This window comes from Citrobacter sp. JGM124, from assembly GCF_018257795.1.
Taxonomy (GTDB): Bacteria; Pseudomonadota; Gammaproteobacteria; order Enterobacterales; family Enterobacteriaceae; genus JGM124.
In genome coordinates, this window is record NZ_JAERJD010000002.1 from 133140 (window position 1) to 157359 (window position 24220).

Here is a 24220-nt window from a genome sequence, read left to right on the forward strand (position 1 = left end):
ACTTCACACCAAACTATCAAAAAACGAGCCGATGGCAACAATTGTGTTAAATCTAAATATAATTCATTTAATTACAGTGATTTAGCTAAATCCTGCTGGCGAGGGAGCGCCGTCATCGCCCCTTTTGCTGTCGTGGCTAAAGCGCCACAAAGCTGGGCCTGGGCTAAGATCTGTTCTAATTGTGTCACGTTTTCAGGCATGCCTTGATCGGCAAGGCCGCACAGCAGGCCCGCAACAAAAGCATCACCCGCCCCAGTCGTGTCAACACAAACAACCGGCTTGGCAGGGAAGTGATGGGTTTTACCCTGATAGTGCGCCATTACCCCTTCTTTACCTTGAGTTACAAGCAGTAAGCCCAGTGGATAGCATGAAATCAGCTTGTCGATCCCTGCCTGTAGTTCAGACTCACCAGTAATGAACTGCAACTCTTCAACGGATAACTTTGCCACATCCGCTAATGAGAGTGCCCGGGACAAACAGTGCTGTAACTGTTCGGGGTCTTGCCACAAGTCGGTACGTATATTGGGGTCGAAGCTGACCTTTCCACCCGCTTGCTTAATACGCTCCATCCCAGTGAAAGTCGTGCTTCTGCTGGGTTCTGCGCTCAGGGCAATAGAACAAGTATGTAACCACTGATTGGGCTTGAATGACGGTAGGTCACAAGGCTCAATAAACAGATCGGCACTGGGACGCACCATAAACGTAAATGACCGTTCTCCTTCGTCATCCAGGGCAACGACCACAGTGGAAGTACGGTGCAATGGATCATAGCGCATGTAATGCGTATCAACCTGCTCTTCATCCAGAACTTGTTTCATGAAGTGTCCGAAGGGATCATCCCCCACTCGTCCTATAAAACCGCTCTGTCCTGCGAGTCTTGCGATCCCTACCGCCACATTGGCAGGGGCGCCTCCCGGGCATTTAAGGAGATGATTATCACCATCAGGCAGCAGATCAACCACTGCATCGCCGAGTACCCACACTTTTTCGCTCATGTTACGTCTCCAGGTTGCTAAATTTTGCTAAAACCATTTAGCTCATTTAATCACAATTAATATGCGTGATTAAGTAAAAAATTCCTTCTTCCTGTATCACACCACTATCACTTATTGCTTTCTTCCCGTTAACCTATCCTGTGTAATACGGATACAGGTCAATTCGCCAGATTTTTCTGACAAGCCTTCATATTGAAAAAGTAGAGTAACCACATGAACATCAAGCAAAAGCAGCACCGTTCTCTTTATATTCCTTATGCCGGTCCGGTTTTACTCGAGTTTCCCCTGCTCAACAAAGGCAGTGCTTTTAGTTTTGAAGAACGCCTGAATTTCAATCTGCTGGGATTACTACCCAGTGTTGTTGAAACTATCGAAGAGCAGGCTGAACGAGCATGGCTACAGTATCAGGGTTTTAAAAACGAAATTGATAAGCATATCTATCTGCGTAATATCCAGGATACCAATGAAACCCTGTTCTACCGGCTGGTAGATAATCATCTGGAAGAAATGATGCCAGTGATTTATACCCCTACAGTAGGGGCTGCCTGTGAGCGTTTCTCTGAGATCTATCGCCGGGCACGTGGGGTATTTATTAACTATGAAAATCGTCAGCATATGGACGATCTGTTGCAGAATGTCACGACTCCCAACATAAAAGTTATCGTGGTCACTGACGGTGAGCGTATTTTGGGGCTTGGCGACCAGGGTATCGGGGGAATGGGTATCCCGATTGGTAAGCTCTCACTCTACACCGCATGTGGTGGGATCAGCCCAGCCTATACGTTGCCAATCGTGCTGGATGTCGGCACAAATAATCCTCAACTGGTTAATGATCCCCTGTATATGGGCTCACGCCATCCTCGTATTACTGGTGATGAATACTACGCCTTTGTTGATGAGTTTGTTCAGGCTGTGCGTCATCGCTGGCCAAACGTGCTACTGCAATTTGAAGATTTTGCACAAAAAAATGCCATGCCACTGTTGACCCGCTATCGCGATGAAATCTGTTCATTCAACGACGATATTCAGGGAACGGCGGCCGTCACTGTCGGCACATTAATTGCAGCCAGTAAGGCGGCAGGAAACCAGCTCAGTGAACAAAAAGTAGTCTTCCTCGGTGCCGGTTCCGCTGGGTGTGGGATCGCTGAACAGATCATCGCCCAAATGCAGCGTGAAGGGATCAGTGAAAGCACGGCTCGTGAAAATGTTTATATGGTGGATCGTTTTGGCCTGTTAACCGACAACATGCCTAACTTACTGCCTTTCCAGAGCAAATTGGTACAGAAACACGACAAACTGGCAACCTGGGATATCACTAACGAAGCCATCTCGTTGCTGGATGTAGTTCGTAATGTGAAGCCTGATATTCTGATTGGGGTATCGGGCCAGACAGGGCTTTTCACCGAAGAAGTGGTTCGTGAAATGCACAAGCATTGCCCTCGCCCTATCATTATGCCCCTTTCTAACCCAACCTCACGTGTTGAAGCCACGCCACAAGACCTCATCAGCTGGACCGACGGTCAGGCATTGATTGCAACAGGCAGTCCCTTTGCACCGGTACAATGGCAGGATAAAACATTCCCTATCGCCCAGTGTAACAATGCCTATATTTTCCCTGGTATTGGCCTGGGGGTTATCGCCTCAGGGGCTTCACGTATCACGGATGAAATGCTAATGGCGGCAAGCGCTGCTTTAGCAGAACACTCACCGCTGGTTAAAAATGGTGAAGGGCTGGTTCTGCCTGAACTGAAAGATATTCAGGTCGTTTCCCGGGCGATCGCTTTTGCTGTGGCACAAACGGCGCAACAACAGGGGGTTGCCGTGGTCACCTCAGTCAAAGCGTTACACCAGGCGATTGATGAAAACTTCTGGAAACCAGAATACCGTGCCTATCGCCGCACTTCTGTTTAACCCTGGTTGTTGACCCTTCCCCACAAAACCGCCACTGATTACTTCATCCCAGTGGCGGTTTTTTATTCCGAACGCCATTCAATGCCACAAAAAGTGACAGCGTAACAAAAACTTGTCGTAAATAAATAATTACACCAGTCGTAAGCCCAATTTGACGAAAAATAACTTTTACCTTACTCTGCGCGACATAAATACAGGTTTATGTTTACAGATAAAGAGGAAAGCGTGAAGAATCGCACCCTGGGCAGTATTTTTATTGTCGCGGGCACCACAATTGGAGCAGGAATGCTGGCGATGCCATTAGCTTCTGCTGGCGTTGGTTTTGGTGTCACTTTATTCATGCTGATAGGGCTATGGGCGCTCATGTGCTACACCGCGCTGCTGCTGGTGGAAGTTTATCAGTACGGATCAGCGGATACGGGTCTGGGAACGCTGGCTAAACGTTACCTTGGTCGCTATGGGCAATGGCTGACGGGATTTAGTATGCTCTTCCTGATGTATGCACTGACAGCGGCTTATATCAGTGGTGCGGGTGAACTACTGGCCGCCAGTTTGAGTCATTGGCTGTCAATGACTGTTCCGCCAACATCGGGGGTTCTGTTGTTTACCCTGGTTGCCGGGGGTATTGTTTGTATCGGTACCCATATGGTCGATATGTTTAACCGGGTATTGTTCACTGCAAAAATTGTTCTGTTGATAGTCATGCTGGCATTGATGATGCCACATATCCATCAAACTAACTTGCTCACACTGCCTGTCGAGCAAGGCCTTGCCCTCTCTGCTATTCCCGTCATATTCACCTCTTTCGGCTTTCATGGTAGCGTGCCAAGTATCATCAGTTATATGGGCGGTAATTTGCCTAAACTGCGACGGGTTTTCATCATTGGCAGTGCGATCCCATTAGTGGCCTATATATTCTGGCAACTGGCCACCCTCGGGGCGATTGATGGCGCCGCATTTGATAATCTGGCCACCCAGCACAGTGGACTGAATGGTTTTCTGCAGGTGGTTCACAACGTGGTGGCAACCCCAAAAGTGGGACTGGCGATTCAGTTATTTGCTGATTTTGCCCTCGCGACCTCCTTCCTTGGTGTCTCTTTAGGCTTATTTGATTATCTGGCAGACTTGTTTTCCCGTAACCGGCACATTTCCGGCAGACTGCAAACTGGGGTAATGACCTTCCTGCCCCCCCTGGTCTTTGCGCTGTTCTACCCCCAGGGATTTGTCATGGCATTGGGCTATGCTGGCGTGGCGCTGGCAGTACTGGCCTTGATCATTCCTTCAATGCTGGTTTGGCAGAGTCGTAAGCAACACCCTGAACGAACCTTTAAGGTCATGGGAGGCAAGCCGCTACTGGCTACGGTATTTGCCTGTGGGGTGATTATTGTCCTGATACAGCTGTCTATCACTGTCGGTGTATTGCCTAAAGTCGGCTGATAGCCTCGCCGTTTCCCGACAGAGTCACACACGCAACGCTTGTGACCTGTCGGTGTTTTTCATCAGGATGGTAAACGTCACGGCCGGTATATTTATTACAGCTGATAACCAGGCTTTTTAAGCAGTTGCTCCATCCGGGGGGCTATTTGTTTATCCCACACCTCTGACTTCCATAAGTCCTGTTCAATCATCTGTAACGATACAGATAATGACGAATCCTTTGAGCCCAGGTACTTTTTCAATACGTCACAAACCTCTGATGCTATCGCCTGCTTCTGCTGTTCAGTCAACTCACGTGGGAAGCATTTAATTTCAACATGTGGCATAAGTGTTTCTCTGATGGTAGGTGAATCTTTTTGTTTTACTGTAAACAGACAAGAAGGAGCAAGCCCTCTTTTTACATATTTCTGTAACACCATGTATTACGATGCGGCATGAATACAACTGAAAAGTATGGTCTGGTCGTGGGCATTCGGCCGTGAGTAGCTGTATACCAAAAAACTCGGCAGGATACCGTTTGGAACAGAAAGGAGGACGTCGTCAAAATACAGAATATTATTCCGTGAAACGGGTGCAGTCTTGAAGTTTACCGTCAGAGCTTGCCAGAGGGGAGTCATGGCCTGGTAATAATATGCCTGCCCTTTTCAAACAGTCGGTGTCGTTTATTAAAGATATAAAACGACACACCAGAAAATAGTGTGCTGTTTATGTCTGACACTCTTCTTACCGCATTTTTCACCGCACCGGGTGAGTCAGGATAGCAGCGACAATCTGTCACTGTGCCCACTTACCTGGAGGTCATCATCGTCAGCATGTCCGTTGTTGCACCAGGTTGGGGATCATGGGCAAAAGCACCAAAAACCATTAAAGCAAGGAGGATCGCGAAAAGAATATTTTTCATGTCAAACAGAATCCACAGCCAGCATCTAAAACTGCCCGATATGCTAAAAGAAAATACCTTAAAGGGGTATGGGATTTTGCAAATTTAGAACTTTTTTAGGAGTTTTATCCATAAATAATGGTTTATTACCTACTGGTGAAGATTCGACTGTCACCCATGGGCGACAGAAGTATCACTTTTTGTCACATCGGCGCCAAAGGCGCATGGTTGCGAGGATTCCCCTTTGCATGACAGCATGCATCTTCCACGTCAAACAGCATCATGCCCAGTAACCCCGACGCAAAAATGTCACATCTGGTCGTTTTAACCTACTTCATATGTCGTAAATGACTTATTTCTGGTTTTACTTCTACCCCAGTTTCCAGCTAGTATCCTTCGCCCTCTTTTAATTAACGCTGCGCTAAGACAGAACAATTGAAGGGGGCTATTTTATGCTAACAGGCAGACGGGAGTCTTATGAAAACAAAAACAGAAGCGGAGCAACGAGCCGCTAAGCGTCAATGGCTTAATTCCCATGACTCGGGATACCACAAAGCCATTGGTAATCGTCAAGTACAGATGATTGCTATCGGTGGCGCAATCGGTACCGGTCTTTTTCTTGGCGCGGGAGCGCGTCTACAAGCAGCAGGCCCTGCTTTAGCACTGGTCTATTTAGTATGTGGCATGTTCTCATTTTTTATTTTACGTGCATTAGGCGAACTCGTGCTGCATCGGCCTTCCAGCGGCAGTTTCGTCTCCTATACCCGGGAGTTTATCGGTGAGAAAGCCGCCTATGTTTGTGGCTGGATGTATTTTATCAACTGGGCTATGACCGGTATTGTGGATATCACTGCCGTGGCTCTGTACATGCAATACTGGCATAGTTTTGGCGATATTCCCCAGTGGGTATTTGCACTTGCCGCTCTGGCGATCGTTGCCACAATGAACATGATTGGTGTGAAGTGGTTTGCCGAAATGGAGTTTTGGTTTGCTCTGGTAAAAGTTCTGGCAATAGTCAGCTTTCTGGTGGTCGGAACCTTGGTTCTGGGCAGCGGTAAACCCCTGGATGGGCACAGTACCGGTTTCCATCTGATTACCGATAACGGCGGCATGTTTCCTCATGGTTTACTCCCCGCGCTTATCTTAGTACAAGGTGTCGTTTTTGCCTTTGCCTCAATAGAGCTGGTTGGTACGGCTGCCGGGGAGTGTAAGGATCCTAAGACCATGGTGCCGAAAGCCATCAATAGCGTTATCTGGCGTATTGGTCTGTTTTATGTGGGTTCCGTACTGCTGTTAGTTCTGCTGTTACCCTGGAATGCTTACCAGGCAAACCAAAGCCCCTTTGTGACCTTCTTTTCTCGCCTTGGTGTGCCCTATATTGGGGATATCATGAATATTGTGGTGTTAACAGCGGCACTTTCCAGCCTTAACTCCGGGCTTTATGCTACTGGACGGATACTGCGTTCCATGTCAATGGGAGGATCGGCACCACGGTTTATGTCAAAAATGAGCAAAAGCCAGGTTCCCTATGCAGGGATCCTCGCCACCAGCTCAGTCTATTTGGTCGGGGTATTTCTTAACTATCTGGTACCTTCCCAAGTCTTTGAGTTGGTATTAAACGTGGCGTCATTGGGTATTATCTCATCCTGGGCTTTCATTGTGGTTTGCCAGATCCGCCTGCGTCAGGCGATTAAACAAGGTAAAGCTGATGAAGTGAGTTTTAAACTCCCGGGAGCGCCTTTTACTTCATGGCTGACACTGCTATTTTTAGTCAGCGTTCTGGTTCTTATGGCTCTGGACTACCCGAATGGCACCTACACCATTGCCTCTATCCCGGTGATAGCCGTCGTGCTGGCGATAGGCTGGATTGGTGCTCGTAAACGGGTCAGTCAGCTGGCAGCAGAAAACCCTGAACCCTGATCTTATGGTATAAGCGTTACACCCGTCTCGGTGTAACGCGTTATGAACAGTGAGCCACATTAACCCTGCCTCCGGGGCTATTATTTATGAATGTCTCAATACGTCCCGCCAGAGCGACAGATATCGCCGCCATTTTTACCATTCGGACCTCAGTAAAAGAGAATCATCTTTCACTGGTACAACTGGCAGAAATGGGGATAACGCCAGAACAGATACTTGACATGTTGGTAACCCCGCCTTGTATTTGGGTTGCTGACATTGATAGCACAACCGTGGGTTTTGCCATCATTAGTCAAGATGAAGGGTCGCTATTTGCACTGTTTGTTCTGCCAGAGTATCAGGGCACTGGGATAGGCAAATGCTTAATGGATCACGCGGAAGCCGCATTGTTTGAACACCATTCAGTCATCTGGCTGGAAACAGACAGCCTGAGTCAGGCGGCTCAATTTTATCAGCACCGCGGCTGGAGTGTGATGGCCGACCTGCCTGGTAGCGATAAGCGTTATGAGAAACAAAGACAGGCTGTCGGACAGCCCTAACCGCCATCATTGAAACCTTCTGTGACAAATTAAATAAGCGTTTTCCCCCCTTCTATCGCCCCAGCAGTTAGACTTTCAGAGTCAGTGTTTAACAACGCTGCCCCTCTTTCCATCAACTGTCAAGGAGGCCCCATGTTTCCTGAGTATCGAGAACTCATTACCCATCTAAAAAGCGTCAACCCGCGTTTTCTCAGTTTGTTTAATAAACATCATCAGCTTGATAGCGAGATAATGCGCCGGGAAGGTAAGAAAGGGAATGGATTTGACCTGAATATCGCCCTGCTTAAAAAAGAGAAATTGCGCCTGAAAGACGCGTTATATCAAATGCTAAAACATGCCAGCCAGCAGACCGCATAGCGACAACGTCTGGTTGCCTGTCAAGGAAGGGTGCGCCCTTCCTTTTTCCGTTACGTGACAGACAGCATGTATTGCCAAAAACTCTGTAAAAACAGGATGTTTATTTCTGCCACATAGTAGAGTATGGAATCAGGTTATTTATTTTAACGTTATTACGGATATAAGGACGGATACACACTATGAATAAATTCGTTTTTTCTTCACCAGGTAAATACGTTCAAGGTGCTGGGGTCATAAGTGAGCTGGGCGCTTATCTGGCTGAACTGGGTAACCATGCTTTCGTCATCGCCGATGATATTGTTTGGTCACTCACCGCGGATCAGGTTCAATCCTCGCTGAAAGTCGCGAACGTTGAACTCAGCTATGAGCGTTTTGAGGGTGAGGCTTCAGCCAATGAAATTATCCGTCTGTCTGCTCTGGCCAAAAAAGCCGGTAGTAATGTGATTGTCGGCCTCGGGGGAGGCAAAACACTGGATAGCGCCAAAGCGATAGCTGATGAATGCAAATTGCCTGTTGCTATTGTTCCGACAATTGCGTCAACCGATGCGCCTTGCAGTGCGTTATCCGTAATTTATAGTGATCAGGGGGTTTTTGAGAGTTACCGGTTCTACAGTAAAAACCCTGATTTAGTCTTCGTTGATACTCAAATTTGTGCACAGGCTCCGGTTCGCCTTTTTGCTTCCGGTATTGCTGATGGGCTGGCAACCTTTGTTGAGGCCCAGGCAGTGCAAAAATCGCACTCCCAGTCAATGGTGAATGGTTCCCCTACTATTGCTGCAATGGCCATCGCTAAAGCTTGTGAAGAAACCTTGCTAACCTATGGTTTCAGTGCCTGCCAGGCAGTCTCTCGTAAAGTTGTCACCCCTGCCGTCGAGGCAGTAGTTGAAGCCAATACCCTACTCTCCGGGCTGGGCTTTGAAAATGCAGGGCTGGCTGCAGCGCATGCTATTCATAATGGGTTTACCGCCATCAAAGGGGATATTCACCATCTGACCCATGGCGAAAAAGTGGCTTACGGGACACTCACCCAAATGGTGCTTGAACAGCGCCCGGATGAGGAAATTGCTGAATATATTCATTTTTACCGCTCCATCAACATGCCAACGACGCTCAAAGAGTTGCACCTGGAAAATGTCAGTCGTGAGGAATTGATTAAAGTCGGGGAGCTCGCCAACAGTGACGGGGATACGTTAAAAAATCTTAACCCACATCTGACTGGGGAAGATATTGCCAATGCGATTGTGGCTGTTGACGCCCTGAGTCAGTCGGTATAACCCCTCTGCTCTTCTTCCCGCCGTCTCACGGCGGGATATCCCTTTAAATCGGCGTAACCACTTTAAATGCTATTTCCCAAAGTGCTTGTTCCCCGGGATAAATCTCTTCGATAACTTGCTTTAGTTGCTCCAGTGTCATGTTCTCTTGTCTGGCATGATGTTCGTTCAACGCCGCTAAACTAACGGCTGTCACACTGATCACCTCAATAGTACAAAAATAGAGGTCATCTTCGTAACACCCCGTACGTAAACGCTGCCCGCTGACAAAGTGCGACTCACTCTTATCCCGTAACGTGATAGTCTTACGCCCCGCCATGATATCGTCCTGAAAACGGCGAAAAAAAGTTATGTCATTAGCCATGGAGTATCCTGTCTCAAATTCATTTGGGTAATCATCTCATAACCCAGAGAAACAGCAGGACATTATCCTCATTATTTTTTCAATCATGCGTCATTATGACACTTGCCACTTAGTACATTTAATCATTTCCTATTCTGCTACCAGCATAACCCACTGAGTTTTGGTGCCCGAAATAGCAGAGAATGGCCATAAAATGGCTACTTTCAGGCATCTCTATATCCAGACATCTAAACACCCTAACTTCTTAACGTCTAAAAAGGAAGATGATATAACTTTTTAGTATATGGATTGGGTTTATGTTCTTTTTGGCGATTAATTTCGCGCTTTATTATCCGCACATGAACACTTTTCATGTTGCGAGAAAATCATGATTGTCGACTCTATTTTGGATCTCATCGGAAACACACCGCTCCTTCGCCTTAATCACCTTGATACAGGCAGTTGTGAATTGTTGATAAAACTTGAAAATCAGAACCCCGGCGGCTCCATAAAAGATCGGGTGGCACTGTCAATGATTGAGCACGCTGAACACAGTGGCATGCTGAAACCAGGTATGACCATCATCGAAGCAACGGCGGGTAACACCGGGCTGGGGCTGGCATTGATAGCGACCCAGAAGGGCTATCCGTTGATTCTGGTTGTTCCGGATAAAATGAGTCAGGAAAAAATATCCCATCTACAGGCGCTGGGGGTCGATGTTCGCCTGACACGTTCAGATGTGGTGAAAGGACATCCTGAATATTATCAGGATTATGCCAGGAGACTGGCGGATGAAATTCCGGATACTTATTACATCGACCAGTTTTCTAACCCAGCCAATGCCCTGGCGCATACTGAAAGTACAGCGGCGGAGTTATGGCAACAAACCGGTGGGCATGTTGACGCTATTGTGGTGGGTGTCGGTTCGGGTGGAACACTGGGCGGACTACAACAGTTTTTTCGTGTTCATTCCCCCCAGACAGAATTCATCCTGGCCGACCCGGAGGGATCTATTCTGGCAGACCATGTAGAGCACCAACAACCTTCCCCGGTGGGCAGCTGGTTGATTGAGGGGATTGGAGAAGATTTTATTCCTCCGCTGGCCCAGATAGAGGGCGTCACTCGTGCTTACCGTGTCAGTGACAAAGCTTCATTTGCCCATGCCAGGGCACTGTTAACCCAGGAGGGTATTCTGGCAGGCTCCTCAACCGGTACCCTTCTTGCGGCAGCATTACGCTACTGTCAGTCACAAACGACCCCGAAACGGGTGATCACTTTTGCGTGTGATAGTGGCAACAAGTATCTCTCGAAAATGTTCAATGACCAATGGCTAAACCAACAAAATCTGGATTAACAGTAAGGGTATTCTATGAGTAAGTTTGCAACCTCCAGTGTTCATAGTGGCAGCTTTAATGACGCCCATGGTGCCGTCATGCCCCCCATTTATGCCACTTCAACTTTTGCACAGCCAGCCCCTGGACAGCACACCGGGTTTGAATACTCCCGTAGTGGCAACCCGACACGGCAGGTACTAGAAAATGCTATTGCTGAACTGGAAAACGGCAATTATGGGTTTGCCTTTGCTTCTGGCCTGGCAGCCATAGGCACCGTACTGGAGTTGATTGACAGCGGCAGCCATATTGTTGCCATTGATGATGTCTATGGGGGAACATGGCGCTTGCTGGAAAATGTACGCAAACGTAGTGCGGGAATTAGTGTGAGCTGGGTCAAACCGAATGATGTGGGTGCCCTGGAGGCAGCAATACGCCCTGACACACGGATGATTTGGGTCGAAACGCCCACTAACCCGTTGCTTAAACTGGCAGATCTTGAAGCTATTGCTGACGTCGCCCGCCGTCATGACATTCTCAGCGTGGCTGATAACACTTTCGCCTCCCCCGCACTACAGAGACCACTGGAGTTTGGTTTTGATATTGTGGTGCACTCAGCAACCAAATATCTGAATGGTCACTCAGATGTGGTCGCGGGCCTGGCTGTCATCGGTGACAATGCGGATCTGGCACAGCGGTTGGGGTACTTGCAGAATGCCATCGGTGGTGTACTGGACCCTTTTAGTAGTTTCCTGACATTACGCGGGATCCGCACTCTGGCACTGCGTATGGATCGCCACAGTAGTAACGCCCGGCACTTAGCTGAATGGCTGGAGTCTCATCCCGGTGTCGTGAAAGTCTACTTCCCGTGGCTTGAATCGCACCCACAATATGAACTGGCCCGCAAACAAATGCGCCAGTCAGGTGGCATGATTTCCATTGTGGTCAACGGAGACGAACAACGCGCGAATAAAGTGATTAGCAAATTAAAACTGTTTACGCTGGCTGAAAGCTTAGGAGGCGTTGAAAGCCTGGTAAGCCAGCCCTTCACCATGACACATGCTTCAATACCTTTAGAACAACGCCTGAGCAACGGTATTACACCGCAACTGATTCGTTTATCTGTTGGCATTGAAGACATAGAAGATATAAAAGCGGACTTGGCACAAGCACTTGAAGAATAAACGATACAGTGATCATTACTTAAAGTAAAAACAATGGCCTTTACTGTATTTCTTAAAATATAAGAATTCAGAAAGGCCATTGGAAAGCGATTAAAAAACAGCGAGTTTTGCTATCATTTAACCAATATACTGACGAAGTAAGACATCGGAATCATCCGAAATACTTTTATGAATAGCGGCGATACTCTTTTCCACATCACTCTCCGTTAGTGCCATAATCAGAGCATCATAATTATGAGACATTTTTGATACTTCATCAAAACGAGGATAAAGATAATTGAAGCTAGGGCCAATACGAACCCAAAGCTGCTCAATAAGCTCCATCAAAGTGGGCATAGCGGCATATTGAAATAACTGAAAATAGAAATCCCGATTTGCCTTTAATACCGCTTCTACACTCACTTGCCTGGCGCTCAGAAAGCTGTCCTTCAGTTCGTTTAAACGAATCAGTCCTGCTTTATTTATTTCTCGTGCTGCTTTTTCTACTGCGATGCCTTCTAACGTCTTACGAAGGCTGGTTATTTCTTGATAACGACATACTGTGATTGCTGGAACCAAAAAAGCCTGAGCCGGCGTGACATCTAAAGCACCCGAGGCGACCAACCTCAATAGTGCTTCACGAACTGGCGTTATGCTCGTTCCCAATTGTTGCGCAATTTCTTTCGTTACTAAGCGAGCACCCGGTTTTAGCATACCTAAAATGAGCGCGCTCTTTAACCGTGATTCAACTTGCACGGTTAAACTCAATCGTTGCGCTTTATCTAAATCAAACATGTTTCTTCCCTATAGAAAAACTATCTGCATTTTCAGTGCTCTCATTTCCCTGCCATAGATATGGCTCACAGGATATATTATATATCTCCAAATGTTGATTAAACCTGTAAACAGGCAAGACTGATTCTATATATCTAGTTAGTGAATCGTAAAGCAGAAGGTTAAATTAATAATATTATTTGATGATAAATTGGCATTGACTGCAATATTATCCCCTCTATTCAGTACATATATTCAATAAGTTAACTACCATAAAACGAATCAAGGCATTAAACTTGCGCTTAACGGCGGATTGAAATAATTAAATGATTTTTTTACTTTTAAAAAAGGCTCGTCAGATTAACGATTGCGTGAAAGTAATTTTTAGTTCCAGTTTTGACAAAAACTACGACCATTAACGCCTCAGGAATGCCTTGTGTCGGATCATTTATCACCCGGCATAAAAAGCGAAAGCCGTAAACCGGCTTTGCAATGCGTTATTTTAAAACAGGGAGAATAGTAGTGCTACCGGGAAGCTCATCGGCCAGGTGGCGCCCACCAGAACCGAGCATAACAGCCTTATCCGCCAAGTATCACGAGCCAGTAGCCAGGTGATACCTGCACAAATCAGCGCCATTATGGCGTAGAACACCAACATGTGTTGATATAAGGTCATATAAAAAAGATGGATTGGTGAAAAACTTGTGAAATATGCGCTTTTTTTTATTTTAGATCAAGGTTTGTCGTGATGGACGGTCATTTTTCAGCCATTCATCAAATTTGCGGGGAAATTAACAGGAGAAAAACACGCTAATGCAGGGTGAAATTCAGCGGGCAGAGGGAAGACGCCAACAGCGCCTTCCTTTTGCCATTAACAAACCGTTGTGTTATTTACCTCGAAAATCGGCAGGCTGTTCTTCATCAAGGGTACGCAGGTGATCATTTTTGTTCAGGCTCAGTAATGCAAAAATACTGACCACTGCCGTCACCATCACATACCAGGCAGGAATATCCAGATTGCCCGTTTGCTTAATCAGTCCGGTAATGATTAACCCCGCACATCCCGAAAAGATAGCATTCGATAACGAGTAGGCAAGCCCCAGCCCAGTGTAACGAACATGGGTAGGAAACATTTCAGAAAGCATGGCAGGGCCAGGTCCGGCGAGCAGCCCGACCAGGCCACCGGCGATAAACACCACCACAGCCTTCGTCAGTAATGTTGAAGCGCTATCCTGAAGAATATGTAGCAGGGGTAAGGCCAGGATGAAGAGTAAGATAGCCGCACTGACCATTACCGCACGCCGCCCTATTCGGTCGCTCAGTATACCGGCCGGAATAATCGTTGCGGCAAAGCCAATATTGGAGATAACAGCAATCAATAATGCCTGATTAAAGCCAGTATGGAGTGACGACTGTAGATAAGTCGGCATAATCACCAGATAGGTATAGCCCGCGGCAGACCAGACCATAACGCGACTGACGCCGATCAGAATCGTCTTCAAGGTCGCCGTAATGTCCGCTTTCACACGAACAGGCTGCGCTTGCTGGTTTTTTTTCTGCTGAATAAAACTGGGGGTTTCCTCCATATGGAAACGCAGCCATAGTGCAACACCACCCAATGGCAGGGCCAGAAAGAATGGAATTCTCCAGCCCCAGGCGAGCATATCTTCCGGGCTAAGTAAGACCGAGAGCAGAGCCACGATACCCGCACCTGCTAATAACCCCAGCGCGACGGTAAAGGATTGCCATGCACCAAAAAATCCACGCTTACCTCGAGGCGCAAATTCTGTCATCAGCGATACTGCACCGCCATATTCACCCCCGGCAAATAACCCTTGCAGAATTCGCAGCCCGGTGACGATCAGCGGTGCGGCAATACCAATACTGGCATAGGCGGGTACCAGCCCCAGTGCCGTGGTTGCAAGAGTCATCATAATCAGAACAAACAACAATGTGGGTTTACGCCCTATCTTGTCGCCCATGCGACCAAAGACAATCGCACCAAGCGGGCGGAAAAAGAAAGCAATCGCAAATGAAGCGTACGTTAAAATTAGCGCGGTAATTTCCGCTTCGCCTTCAAGGTGAAAAAAGTTTTGAGCAATAATCGTGGCCAGAAATCCATAAACGGCAAATTCATACCATTCAATAAAATTACCAACCGAACCGGCTACCAAAGCTCGTTTTTGTGCGGCAACAGTGTGTTGAGGTGTTTGCATTGAAAGCACTCTTCTAAAAAGATGAGGAACAGGCAGCGACGCCATTTTAAGTGTAACCATAAACATGTTCAGTTCACCCGGCCCTATCCTGGCCCAGGGTGTCAATCGGCCAGGGCCAGAAGAAACACGGGCGCTGCGCTGGGTGAACAGGTATCAGTCAGCCGGGTAAATAACGCCAAGCGGAACCGCTCTGGTTGCCCCGGTTACTTCAGGAACGTTTCCTGGCAGATTATGCATCCGCTGACAGGCAAGCCAGGCGAAAGCCGCCGCTTCAACATAGTCAATATCCAACCCCGACTCCGTAGTCGTCCCGACCGTCCAGTCTGGTAACATGTCTGCGAGTCGCGCCATCAATAACGGGTTTTTCGCCCCGCCACCACAAACCAGTAACGACCTTGACTGCTTGGTGTGTGGCAGTTTTAATAATTCATCGCGAATCGATACTCCGGTGAATTCGACCAGCGTGGCCTGCACGTCAACAGGGCTGACATCCGGGAATGACGCCAGTTTATCCAGTAACCACACCAGGCTAAATAACTCCCGGCCGGTACTTTTCGGGGCTGGCTGGGCAAAAAAGCTTTCACTCAATAGTTGCTGTAGCAGTGCGTTATTCACCTCACCCTGTTGTGCCCACTGCCCTCCATTGTCATAAGAGAGGCCAAGATGCCGTTCTATCCAGGCATCCATAAGGACATTACCCGGGCCCGTGTCATAGCCCCGGGCTGGTTCACCTGCCTGTAGTATTGAAATATTGCTCATTCCACCAATATTCAGAACGACGGTCAGCTGTTGTGGATCAGAAAACAATGCCTGATGAAACGCCGGGACAAGCGGAGCACCCTGGCCACCATAAGCCATATCTTTGCGACGAAAATCAGCAATAGTGGTAATGCCGGTTTGGGCCGCGATGACGTTCGCATCGCCAATCTGCATCGTGAAAGGGACATCCCCCTGAGGGGCGTGCCAGATGGTCTGACCGTGGCAACCGATCGCACTGATATCTGCCGCCTTTATGCCAGAAGACAGCAGTAAGTCTTGCACACTTTTGGCATAAAGATGGCCTAGCTGATTATCCAGTTCTCCCAACTCACGTAGCGTCCCTTCCCCCCGTAAACACAAGGCCGCCAGTGACTTGCGTAACGTTTCAGGCATAGGTGTGAAACCACAAGCAACCATCTGAAAATGGTTCTGTGAAAAATCCATAACAACAGTATCGACACCATCAAGACTGGTTCCTGACATGATGCCCAGATAAAGTTCTTTATCCACGGTGCCCCCTTATAACCAGGAATGGAATTGCTTTCTTCATAGGTATTAAAAATAAATTATTCTAAAAAATCGTCAATAGGGAATATTGTATTCCTTTAAGGGATGGGATGCTTATCACACTTAATTATTGCCTGTAATAGATATTTCGTTTGACTGACAAAAGGTATGGAGAAAGGCGCATACAGGCTGTATACCACAGGAAAACAATAGTGGAAAAAGAGCGTCACTCATATCGTTACACAGGCGCTATTTGAATCGCTCAGGTGATAACCATAGGCTTTTCTTATTCATTAAAGATACCCGTAAATAACGAAAAAGAAGCCCGGGTAACAAGAGAGATAAAAAAAACCCGCACAAAATAACATTTATATGCGGGTTTTATATTAATCAGGCTATTACCTGTGTCACTTGTTCAGGCTAGGCTTTGTCGGTATAGCTGTAACCATAATGATTGTAACCATAACCATAATGACTACTGGCTCGTTTCATTACGCCGTTAAGAATAGCCCCTTTAACGGTAACACCTGACTGCTCAAGCCGTTGTACACAGACCTGAATTTCCTTGACGCTATTCATTTCAAAACGAGCCACAACAAGGCTAGTACCCGCTGAACGCCCAATAATTGCAGCATCAGTAACCGCCAGAACAGGCGGGGTATCAATAATAACCATGTCGTAATGCTCACAACCCCAGGCCAGCAACTGCTTAAAACGCTCGTGCATTAGCAGTTCTGACGGGTTGGGAGGAACCTGACCACGGGTAATCGCATCGAATCCCCCCTTAGTGAAGGGTACGATGGCATCAGCGGTGGCAATTTTTCCGGACAAAATATCAGAAAGCCCTTTGCCGTTACCCACCTGGAACAGTTCATGGGCATAACCCCTGCGCATATCCGCATCAATGTATAATACTTTTTGCCCCGTCTGGGCAATAATCGCTGCCAGTGAGCTACTGATAAACGTTTTCCCACTGTCAGGCGTTGCCCCTGTGATCATCAGGACATTATTGGCCGCTTCCATCATGGCAAAATGCAAGCTAGTACGCAGACTACGGATCGCTTCTATCGAAAGGTCAACCGGGTTATCAACCGCCAGGAAAGGAACGTTTTTAGTACGGTGCCGTATACGACTGGAGAAGATATTTTTATTGCGCAAGCGGGTGCGTTTCAGCAACCATTCGGATGTGGGAACAGTTGCATAAACGTTGATCCCCTGCTCTTCCAGCTGCTCGGGGGTTTCGATACCCCGGCGTAATACTGAACGCCCCAGAACCAGGCCCGCAGAAACAAACAACCCAAGAAAGAAACCAAGAATAACGATTAGTGCCTTTTTAGGCTTGATAGGTTTAGGCTGGGTAAGTGCCGGGTCAATGATACGTACGTTACCAATAGCACTTGACTGAGCAATACTCAGCTCTTGTTGCCGATTAAGTAACTGACCATAAACTGCACGCCCGGACTCAACGTCCCGACTCAAACGCAGAACTTCTTGCTGAGTCGCTGGCATACCGGACACGCGTTTATTCAGGCGTGTTTTTTCCTGCTCCAGTGTTTGACGCTTTTCTATCAAGGCACGATAGGTCGGGTGATCTTTTTTGTAGAGCTGTGAAATCTCAGCCTCACGGAATGTCAGACCATTTAGCTGGTTATCAACATTAACGACCTGCTCAAGAACAGATTTTGCTTCGAGATTAAGATCTACGGAGTCTCGTTGCTTACGATAAGCATTCAGTTTGTCTTCAGCTTCATCTAACTCATTACGTACTTCAGGCATTTTTTTCTGCAGGAACTCAAGGCTTTTCGAATCCTGGGCAGCCTGACGAGCAATGTTTTGCTGTAAGTAGTTATCACTGATGTTATTCAGGATTTGCTCTATCAGCTGGGGATCCTCACCTGACATTGTCAGGCCCAGCATGCCACTATCCTTACTTTTCTCAGTAACCGTAAAGTCTTGCTGAAGGTTGTTGATAGCAGCAAGCTCCGAATACTGTGTCACCACAAACTCGGTGCCTGGTTTAGCATCTACTTTGCTGATTTTAATGCTAATGCCATTACTGTTAAGGATTTCACCTACTGTACCCTGTAAGGTTTTATCATCCAGCTCAACCTGATAGTGTCCATCATCACCTACGGTGACAATAACGCTTCTCATGCTGTCATGACCCAGAGACAAATTCAGCCAGCTGACATCCAGTGTCTGTTGCGGTTCACCTGATAAACGTGCCCAGCCCAGCCCAAATATGGGGAAGTGCTTTTGGGATACAACGGTACGCAAATTAAGATCATTGACCGTTTTCCCCAGGATCATACGGGACTGTAACAACTGAATCTCAGGTGCTGATTCCGGTGAGGAATCTGGCATTATCTGGCTCAGGCTGCTCAAAATCGCGTTGCCTTTTTTCTGCTCTACCTGAATTAAGGTATCTGCCTGATAAACTGGTGTCGCAAATAAGGCATAAACCAGTGCACAGGCTGTCGATAATAAGGTCACACCAGTGATGAGTTTACGATGATCAATGAGATCGCCTAACAAACGCCCGAGATCCAGCTCATTTTCTGCCGAATCGAGGTTTTGTTTTTGAGTGTTTTTTGTCGTCATAACGCCTGAATATCTCGTTTAGTTAACTGAGCCGCCGCGCCCATTCCTGTGAAGCTTTATCAAGCAAGTCATACACATGCTCATGTGCGTCATGGCTTTTCCGGTAAGGGTCCGGGACTTCTTTTTTACCCAGCCACTGTCCATACAACATCACCTTGCCACGGACTTCCGGTGCAATTTTGGTCACCTCTTCAATGTGAGAAGGCTCCATCACCAGGATCAAGTCATAATGACGGGCAATAGTAGATGTCAGTTTGCGAGCCTTGTGACCATCAAGTGAAAGTCCATGCCGTAAAGCAATTTCAGCAGCCGTGTCATCAGCAGGCTCATCTGTCAGCCCATAGGTGCCTGCAGAGTCGACCGTCATATTCGGCAACAGCTGACGCAGTAACCGCTCTCCAACGGGAGAACGGCAAATATTGCCGGTACAAACTACCAGTACCGATTGAAACATTAATTTGGCCATCTTCTGATATATCTCACAGTTTCGGTTAGATCACGCATACCGGTGATTGTCGGTACTAGCTGAGATATCACACGATTCCACCGAACAACTGGGGCTGCCGTGATATAGACAATGTCGTACGGTTCAAGCTGGAATTCCGCCCCCATCACCATCGCAGAAGCATCTTTAGCATTCAGCTGATAGATATTGGCAATTTTACCCGCTTCACGCCCCTTCACTGAACGGATAACAAAAATACCTGTCGCATCGGAGATATCTTGTTTCATACCGTCTGAGCTTCCGATAGCTTCAGCCAAGGTCATGCCACTGCGGTCCATTTTAAGCGTGCTCTGTTTCCCGACTTCCCCCATGACGAAAACTTTCAAGTCATCGTTACGGGGAATAAACAGAATATCACCTGGGGTAAGCAGTTTATTTTGGGTCAAGTCCCCACGCTGCATCAAAGCATAGAGAGAAACTCGCGAATCTTGCCCGTTATGGGTTAATACGACATTTCGCCAGTCAGCATCCGCCGACAAACCGCCTGCGGCGTTAATGGCATCCATAATGGTTAAGGGGATATTGGTAATGGGTTGTTGCCCTGACTTGGCCACTTCACCGGTAACATAGGCTTTTTGTGAACGGAACGCCGCCACAGTCACATCAACTTGAGGACTTTCAATCACGGCATCAAGACGGCGCGAAATCTCACTGCGCACTTCACTCAGCGTCTTACCAGCAACCGGTAATTTACCGATATAAGGATAAAAAATAGTGCCGTCTGCATTGACCCAGTTACCCGTGTCGCTCGCACTACGATACTGCCCCGCTGGTGTCGTCAATTCAGGATGGTCCCAAACGGTAACCATTAAGACGTCACCAACACCAATCCGGTATTCATAATTTCGTAATTGCGCATCAAGTTCTGGGTTTGCACGTGCCGAAATATAGCCCGGGCGCAGCTTATCAATCAGGCCTGGAGTAACCGGAAAGACATTAACCAGTTTGTCCAGGTCATAGTTATTATCAGGCAATTCAATAACATCTTTACCACGGGTGCTTAACTCCTGCCCTGGTATTATTGTGCAACCGCTTAAGGTGGCCAATGTCAGAGCCAGAACTGATAATTTTAAAATGCGCTTTTTCATTTGCTATTATCGTCTTTTAATCAAAATACTTATGCCTAAACAGGCGTTAAAAAAGAGGTTCACCAGTGCCATTATCCCCGTATTAATGGCGGGCAAACCCGTGAATAGAGACGTTTGTAGTACATCATTACCTTGATCACTGGCCTAACGGTAACTCACGTTCGGAGGTCATATCGTAGAGTCGATATTTTCTGTTAAGAGACTGTCCCCCATCACGGGTAAGTGGCGTCCAGGAAATCACCGCATGGTTCTGGTCCGGGGTAACGCTCATCAAATCGAAAGGTATCGAAATATAGAAACCTTTACTGAATCCACCTTCACCATAGTCCTGTTTTGAGACATTAGATTTAGCACCCCAGATACCCACTTGAACCCCACTGTCGAACCGTTTAGCCATCTCGACAGTGACACCCTTATCCCCGGCCAGATACTGCCCAACGGCCACTTTTAGCACAACACCATTAAGTTCTGATGGCGTCCAGTAAGTGGTGATAAAGCCTGTTTTTACACTGTAATCATTGAAGCGCATCATGTCGTTCCAGTCGCGCTGCTTCACATAATTGCCATCAATACCAATAGCCCACTGGCTGTCCAGTGGGCGGTAGAGCAGCTCTGCGCCCACGCCACCGTACATCATTTCAAGATAACCACCATACGCCTGTCCATAGAAGCCATGCCCCAGATCAGTGATGTAGTTAGTCTGTAAGTTGCTGATATATACATTATTACGAACGTAATCACGTATATGGGTGCGCACTCGCGGTAAATTTGAATCTGAAGGTAAAAGTGATGAGTTAAACTTGTTGTAATTATTATTAATATTGATGAATACCCCACTGTCCACCAGCCAGTGGTTAGTCACCCAATAACTGGCGCTCGGTATCACGCCTATTTGGTACATGTAGAAATCTTCCGGACCGCCTAATGACTGAATCAGCTTCGGTTCAAAAGCGTAGTTAAAACGAGATGCCTTAATGCGATACCCCCGTTCATCCGGTACGGGATCGTTTGGCTCAATGCGTTTTTGTTCCAGTTTATCTTCATGACCTAACGGATAACCCGCCAGTTCCTTTTTCAGGCTTGCAACATTCGTTTCCGTGGTCACCAGAGGTAAATGCATTTTAGTCTGTGTGACGTTAATTGTGTCGACATCTGCTGGCAAATTATTGACCAAAATTCGGTTGGCACGATCAACCGCTTCTCGAGGATCACGATAACGTTGCTGCTGGCCTGACATATAAAGGGTTTTATCGTGATACTTAATTTCCGGGTCATCAAAACCGGCATTATATTTCAGCTGGGTCAGCTGATTGGCTACTGCGGTGTAAGAAGGCGCATTCTCTGTAATTTCCGGGTGATAAGCCGGTTTCGGGTTATCCTTGTTGACCGGGCGTAGATCATTAAGATTTGCACGTAAAGTGAAACCAAACATCAGCGTATTACCACGCTCATAGCTGAGGTTAACATCAGCCCAGTCAGTGACCCGGTAAACAGCCCCAAAGTTAAAATGGGTAAACTGTTGAATATTTTTAGATTTATCACCTTTATAGTCGTTGCCATCGTACTCAAGCTTCAGCCGTAAAGGATACCAGGGACTCTGGTACTCAACCCCACCGATGATGGATGCAGGGCCTTTAAACATACCATCGAAACTGATATCTCCCGCATCATGCAGTTCACTACGATGACAGTACTTATCCGAAACCCGGCACAGGGGATTCGTCACATTGCCGCTATTACCTATATAGCCCCAGCCCATTCCCAGCGTGAAATCCAGTGGCCCTGCTCGCTTACTGCCAACAAAAAACTCGCCATCAAATAACCCGGTGCCGGAAATATCTCGTTTGCCAAAAGCCAGTTCAGGAAGGTAATAACTCTCTTTCAGCAGCCGTACTTTAAAATCGAAAGACTTATCCTTATAACTTTGGCTACCACTGAACGCTGTATTCTGGCTATATCTCTCGGTACGAACATCCGTATAGCGGATAGTCCCCTCAAGCCAGGGAAACAGTGCAATCGACGTGGTATAAAAACGGTACTGATCGTTATTACGGTAACTCAGGCTAAATTCACCTTCAGGGGCAATACGTGCAGTAGGCAACTGCATCAACCCCGTGCCACCAAAATCAGACTGGGAGTAAAACACAGGATCCGGATAGGTTTGTCCATCGGCATGACAGGCAGTAGAAACGGCCAGCGCCAGGAAACTGAGAACGTGGACTTTTTTCATCAATCAGGAACCCGACGAGTTAGCAATGAAACAATATCATCTTGTAATAGTTTACCGGCCTCGTTATCTGCACAGGGTGTAAAACCAACCCATATAATGCTGCCTGGCACGGCTTCACGGTGCAGGTCATTCCAGTAGGCAACCGGCACGGCGGTTGTTTTACCGTCAGGATAAATAATCGTGGCCATACTGAGGTCTGCACCTGACAGTCGCTCTTGTGAGTCGAGATAATGACTGGCGCTGGTCGCTGGCTGCCACTTCACTGGGCCTGGCGCACTAAGAGCCCCCATCAAAAGTACCGTTTCAGGCTGCAGACGAGTGTAGAGCTGGTATTCACCTTCCAGGGCAACATCTGCCCCACTAAGGCTGCGAACGGCATCAGGATCCAGGGGGGTGAACAGACGCCCCGTAACCTTAATGTTTTTCAGTTGATCAATGACTGACTGCAGCATAACAGCCTGTTTTGGTGAGGCGTCCACTTTACAGGCAGCCAGGCGGGTAAGAATCCTGTGCTTATCCTGCTCTGCTTTTTCAGTTGCGGCTTGATTCGCAATCACAGCTCCGGCCCACCAGATATTCTTCGGCAGTGCAGGATGGGTAACTAGCTGGGATAGCGTTAGAAGATTATCAATACGTTGTGGTTCAGTGTAATGCCCGTTATCCAGAGTTACCGTTCCGGTAGCAGAGGCACATGCACTCAATATTCCAAGTGAACAACCGAAGAGGAGATGGGTTAGTTTATTCATGGCGCAGGTTTCAGCATGGTCATTTCAACGGGATAAATTCCGGCACCCAACATCTGATGACTTTGGCGTACCTGGCCATTTCGGCTATCTATCCAAAAAATATTTCTCCACCGGCTATCAGGGGCAAGAGATTGCACATCCTCATACCAAACCTGACAAGGTATTGCTTCTCCGGCAATCGTTAATACTTGATCCGTTTCCGACCGGGTAAAATGTGAGGTGAGTGCAGCAGAACGGCGCTGGTCACCTTCCGTCCACAAAATAGTGCGTGACCAAGTCTGACCATTCTTTAATTTACTGGCATTAATGAGTGGGTCGGGGGTGGTGAACCGCACCTCTGACAGATTGCTACCATACAGTTTAACTGTTTTTAGCAAACGCCCCTGATGCGTGACCAGCATAGCATTGTCCTGGGAGAGCCACTTACTATTATCCTGCTCAATATACCCAAGGCCAACCAACACGCGTGGCCCATCATTAAGTCGTAAATACATCGTGGAGAAAGGGATGGATTCGATTCGTTCATCAGTGACGCTGGCGTCTTTTACTCCCCAGATCGCACTATTGAGGGTATCGACCATCCCTTGCTGACTTGGGGTACATCCCGTGAGTAACACGAGAAAAGTTAAGACAATTAGGCGCACCGG

20 protein-coding genes and 1 pseudogene are annotated in these 24220 nt (G+C 47.4%); 8 read left to right on the forward strand and 13 right to left on the reverse strand.

All coding sequences use genetic code 11. The features are described from left to right. Nucleotides 1-71 precede the first annotated feature (71 nt). A complete protein-coding gene (locus JK154_RS03160; protein WP_211991059.1) occupies nucleotides 72-995 on the reverse strand; it encodes an aminoimidazole riboside kinase in 924 nt (307 codons plus the stop codon). Between the two features lie 213 nt (nucleotides 996-1208). Here JK154_RS03160 and JK154_RS03165 point away from each other — a divergent pair, with 213 nt between their 5' ends. Together JK154_RS03165 and tyrP are read left to right on the forward strand one after the other, a co-directional pair. Next, nucleotides 1209-2906 (forward strand): NAD-dependent malic enzyme, encoded by a 1698-nt coding sequence (locus JK154_RS03165; protein ID WP_211991060.1) that lies wholly within the window; start codon nucleotides 1209-1211, stop codon nucleotides 2904-2906. A 225-nt stretch (nucleotides 2907-3131) separates the two neighbouring features. Continuing rightward, a complete protein-coding gene (tyrP, locus tag JK154_RS03170; RefSeq protein WP_211991061.1) occupies nucleotides 3132-4343 on the forward strand; it encodes a tyrosine transporter TyrP in 1212 nt (403 codons plus the stop codon). Nucleotides 4344-4438: 95 nt separating this feature from the next. Here the strand turns inward: tyrP and pptA are convergent, their stop codons facing one another. Further along, nucleotides 4439-4669 carry a tautomerase PptA gene (gene pptA / locus JK154_RS03175; protein WP_211991345.1) on the reverse strand — a complete coding sequence of 77 codons (231 nt, stop codon included), beginning with the start codon at nucleotides 4667-4669 and terminating at the stop codon, nucleotides 4439-4441. A gap of 1031 nt (nucleotides 4670-5700) precedes the next feature. Between pptA and ansP the strand changes: the two genes are divergently transcribed. The 4 genes from ansP to JK154_RS03195 all read left to right on the forward strand — a co-directional run bounded on the left by ansP (nucleotide 5701) and on the right by JK154_RS03195 (nucleotide 9313). After that, nucleotides 5701-7143, forward strand: coding sequence for an L-asparagine permease (gene ansP, locus JK154_RS03180; protein WP_211991062.1), 1443 nt, complete (start codon nucleotides 5701-5703; stop codon nucleotides 7141-7143). 86 nt (nucleotides 7144-7229) lie between these two features. Further along, nucleotides 7230-7682: a GNAT family N-acetyltransferase gene (locus JK154_RS03185; RefSeq protein ID WP_211991063.1), complete on the forward strand. Its 453-nt coding sequence runs from the start codon at nucleotides 7230-7232 to the stop codon at nucleotides 7680-7682. A gap of 132 nt (nucleotides 7683-7814) precedes the next feature. After that, entirely contained in the window at nucleotides 7815-8039 is a 225-nt protein-coding gene (locus JK154_RS03190) for a DUF465 domain-containing protein (protein WP_211991064.1), read from the forward strand. A gap of 179 nt (nucleotides 8040-8218) precedes the next feature. Then, entirely contained in the window at nucleotides 8219-9313 is a 1095-nt protein-coding gene (locus JK154_RS03195; RefSeq protein ID WP_211991065.1) for a glycerol dehydrogenase, read from the forward strand. Nucleotides 9314-9356: 43 nt separating this feature from the next. Here JK154_RS03195 and yqfB read toward each other — a convergent pair whose 3' ends face one another. Beyond that, on the reverse strand, nucleotides 9357-9674 hold the full coding sequence (gene yqfB / locus JK154_RS03200) for a N(4)-acetylcytidine aminohydrolase (RefSeq protein WP_211991066.1): 318 nt from the start codon (nucleotides 9672-9674) through the stop codon (nucleotides 9357-9359). 364 nt (nucleotides 9675-10038) lie between these two features. Here yqfB and JK154_RS03205 point away from each other — a divergent pair. Both JK154_RS03205 and JK154_RS03210 read left to right on the forward strand, forming a co-directional pair. Continuing rightward, nucleotides 10039-10995: pseudogene (locus JK154_RS03205) on the forward strand (cysteine synthase family protein); the annotation flags it as partial. A gap of 27 nt (nucleotides 10996-11022) precedes the next feature. Further along, complete coding sequence (locus JK154_RS03210) at nucleotides 11023-12168, forward strand: PLP-dependent aspartate aminotransferase family protein (RefSeq protein WP_211991068.1); 1146 nt, start codon at nucleotides 11023-11025, stop codon at nucleotides 12166-12168. A gap of 117 nt (nucleotides 12169-12285) precedes the next feature. Here the strand turns inward: JK154_RS03210 and JK154_RS03215 are convergent, their stop codons facing one another. From JK154_RS03215 to JK154_RS03260, 10 genes are all read right to left on the reverse strand, one after another. Next, entirely contained in the window at nucleotides 12286-12942 is a 657-nt protein-coding gene (locus JK154_RS03215) for an FCD domain-containing protein (RefSeq protein WP_211991069.1), read from the reverse strand. A gap of 481 nt (nucleotides 12943-13423) precedes the next feature. After that, nucleotides 13424-13597, reverse strand: coding sequence for a GhoT/OrtT family toxin (locus JK154_RS03220; protein WP_211991070.1), 174 nt, complete (start codon nucleotides 13595-13597; stop codon nucleotides 13424-13426). Nucleotides 13598-13808: 211 nt separating this feature from the next. After that, the gene (locus tag JK154_RS03225; RefSeq protein WP_211991071.1) at nucleotides 13809-15137 is read right to left on the reverse strand and encodes an MFS transporter; all 1329 of its coding nucleotides are present in this window, start codon (nucleotides 15135-15137) and stop codon (nucleotides 13809-13811) included. Between the two features lie 153 nt (nucleotides 15138-15290). Continuing rightward, complete coding sequence (locus JK154_RS03230) at nucleotides 15291-16406, reverse strand: anhydro-N-acetylmuramic acid kinase (protein ID WP_349291090.1); 1116 nt, start codon at nucleotides 16404-16406, stop codon at nucleotides 15291-15293. Nucleotides 16407-16823: 417 nt separating this feature from the next. After that, entirely contained in the window at nucleotides 16824-19004 is a 2181-nt protein-coding gene (locus tag JK154_RS03235) for a polysaccharide biosynthesis tyrosine autokinase (protein WP_211991072.1), read from the reverse strand. Nucleotides 19005-19026: 22 nt separating this feature from the next. Beyond that, the gene (locus JK154_RS03240) at nucleotides 19027-19470 is read right to left on the reverse strand and encodes a protein tyrosine phosphatase (protein ID WP_211991073.1); all 444 of its coding nucleotides are present in this window, start codon (nucleotides 19468-19470) and stop codon (nucleotides 19027-19029) included. Next, the gene (locus JK154_RS03245; protein WP_211991074.1) at nucleotides 19458-20597 is read right to left on the reverse strand and encodes a polysaccharide export protein; all 1140 of its coding nucleotides are present in this window, start codon (nucleotides 20595-20597) and stop codon (nucleotides 19458-19460) included. The genes JK154_RS03240 and JK154_RS03245 overlap by 13 nt, the downstream gene beginning before the upstream one ends. Nucleotides 20598-20733: 136 nt before the next feature. Continuing rightward, on the reverse strand, nucleotides 20734-22830 hold the full coding sequence (locus tag JK154_RS03250) for a YjbH domain-containing protein (protein WP_211991075.1): 2097 nt from the start codon (nucleotides 22828-22830) through the stop codon (nucleotides 20734-20736). Then, complete coding sequence (locus JK154_RS03255) at nucleotides 22827-23573, reverse strand: capsule biosynthesis GfcC D2 domain-containing protein (protein ID WP_211991076.1); 747 nt, start codon at nucleotides 23571-23573, stop codon at nucleotides 22827-22829. Before JK154_RS03255 ends, JK154_RS03250 begins: the two co-directional genes overlap by 4 nt. Beyond that, nucleotides 23570-24217: a YjbF family lipoprotein gene (locus tag JK154_RS03260; protein WP_211991077.1), complete on the reverse strand. Its 648-nt coding sequence runs from the start codon at nucleotides 24215-24217 to the stop codon at nucleotides 23570-23572. The genes JK154_RS03255 and JK154_RS03260 overlap by 4 nt, the downstream gene beginning before the upstream one ends. Nucleotides 24218-24220: the final 3 nt, after the last annotated feature.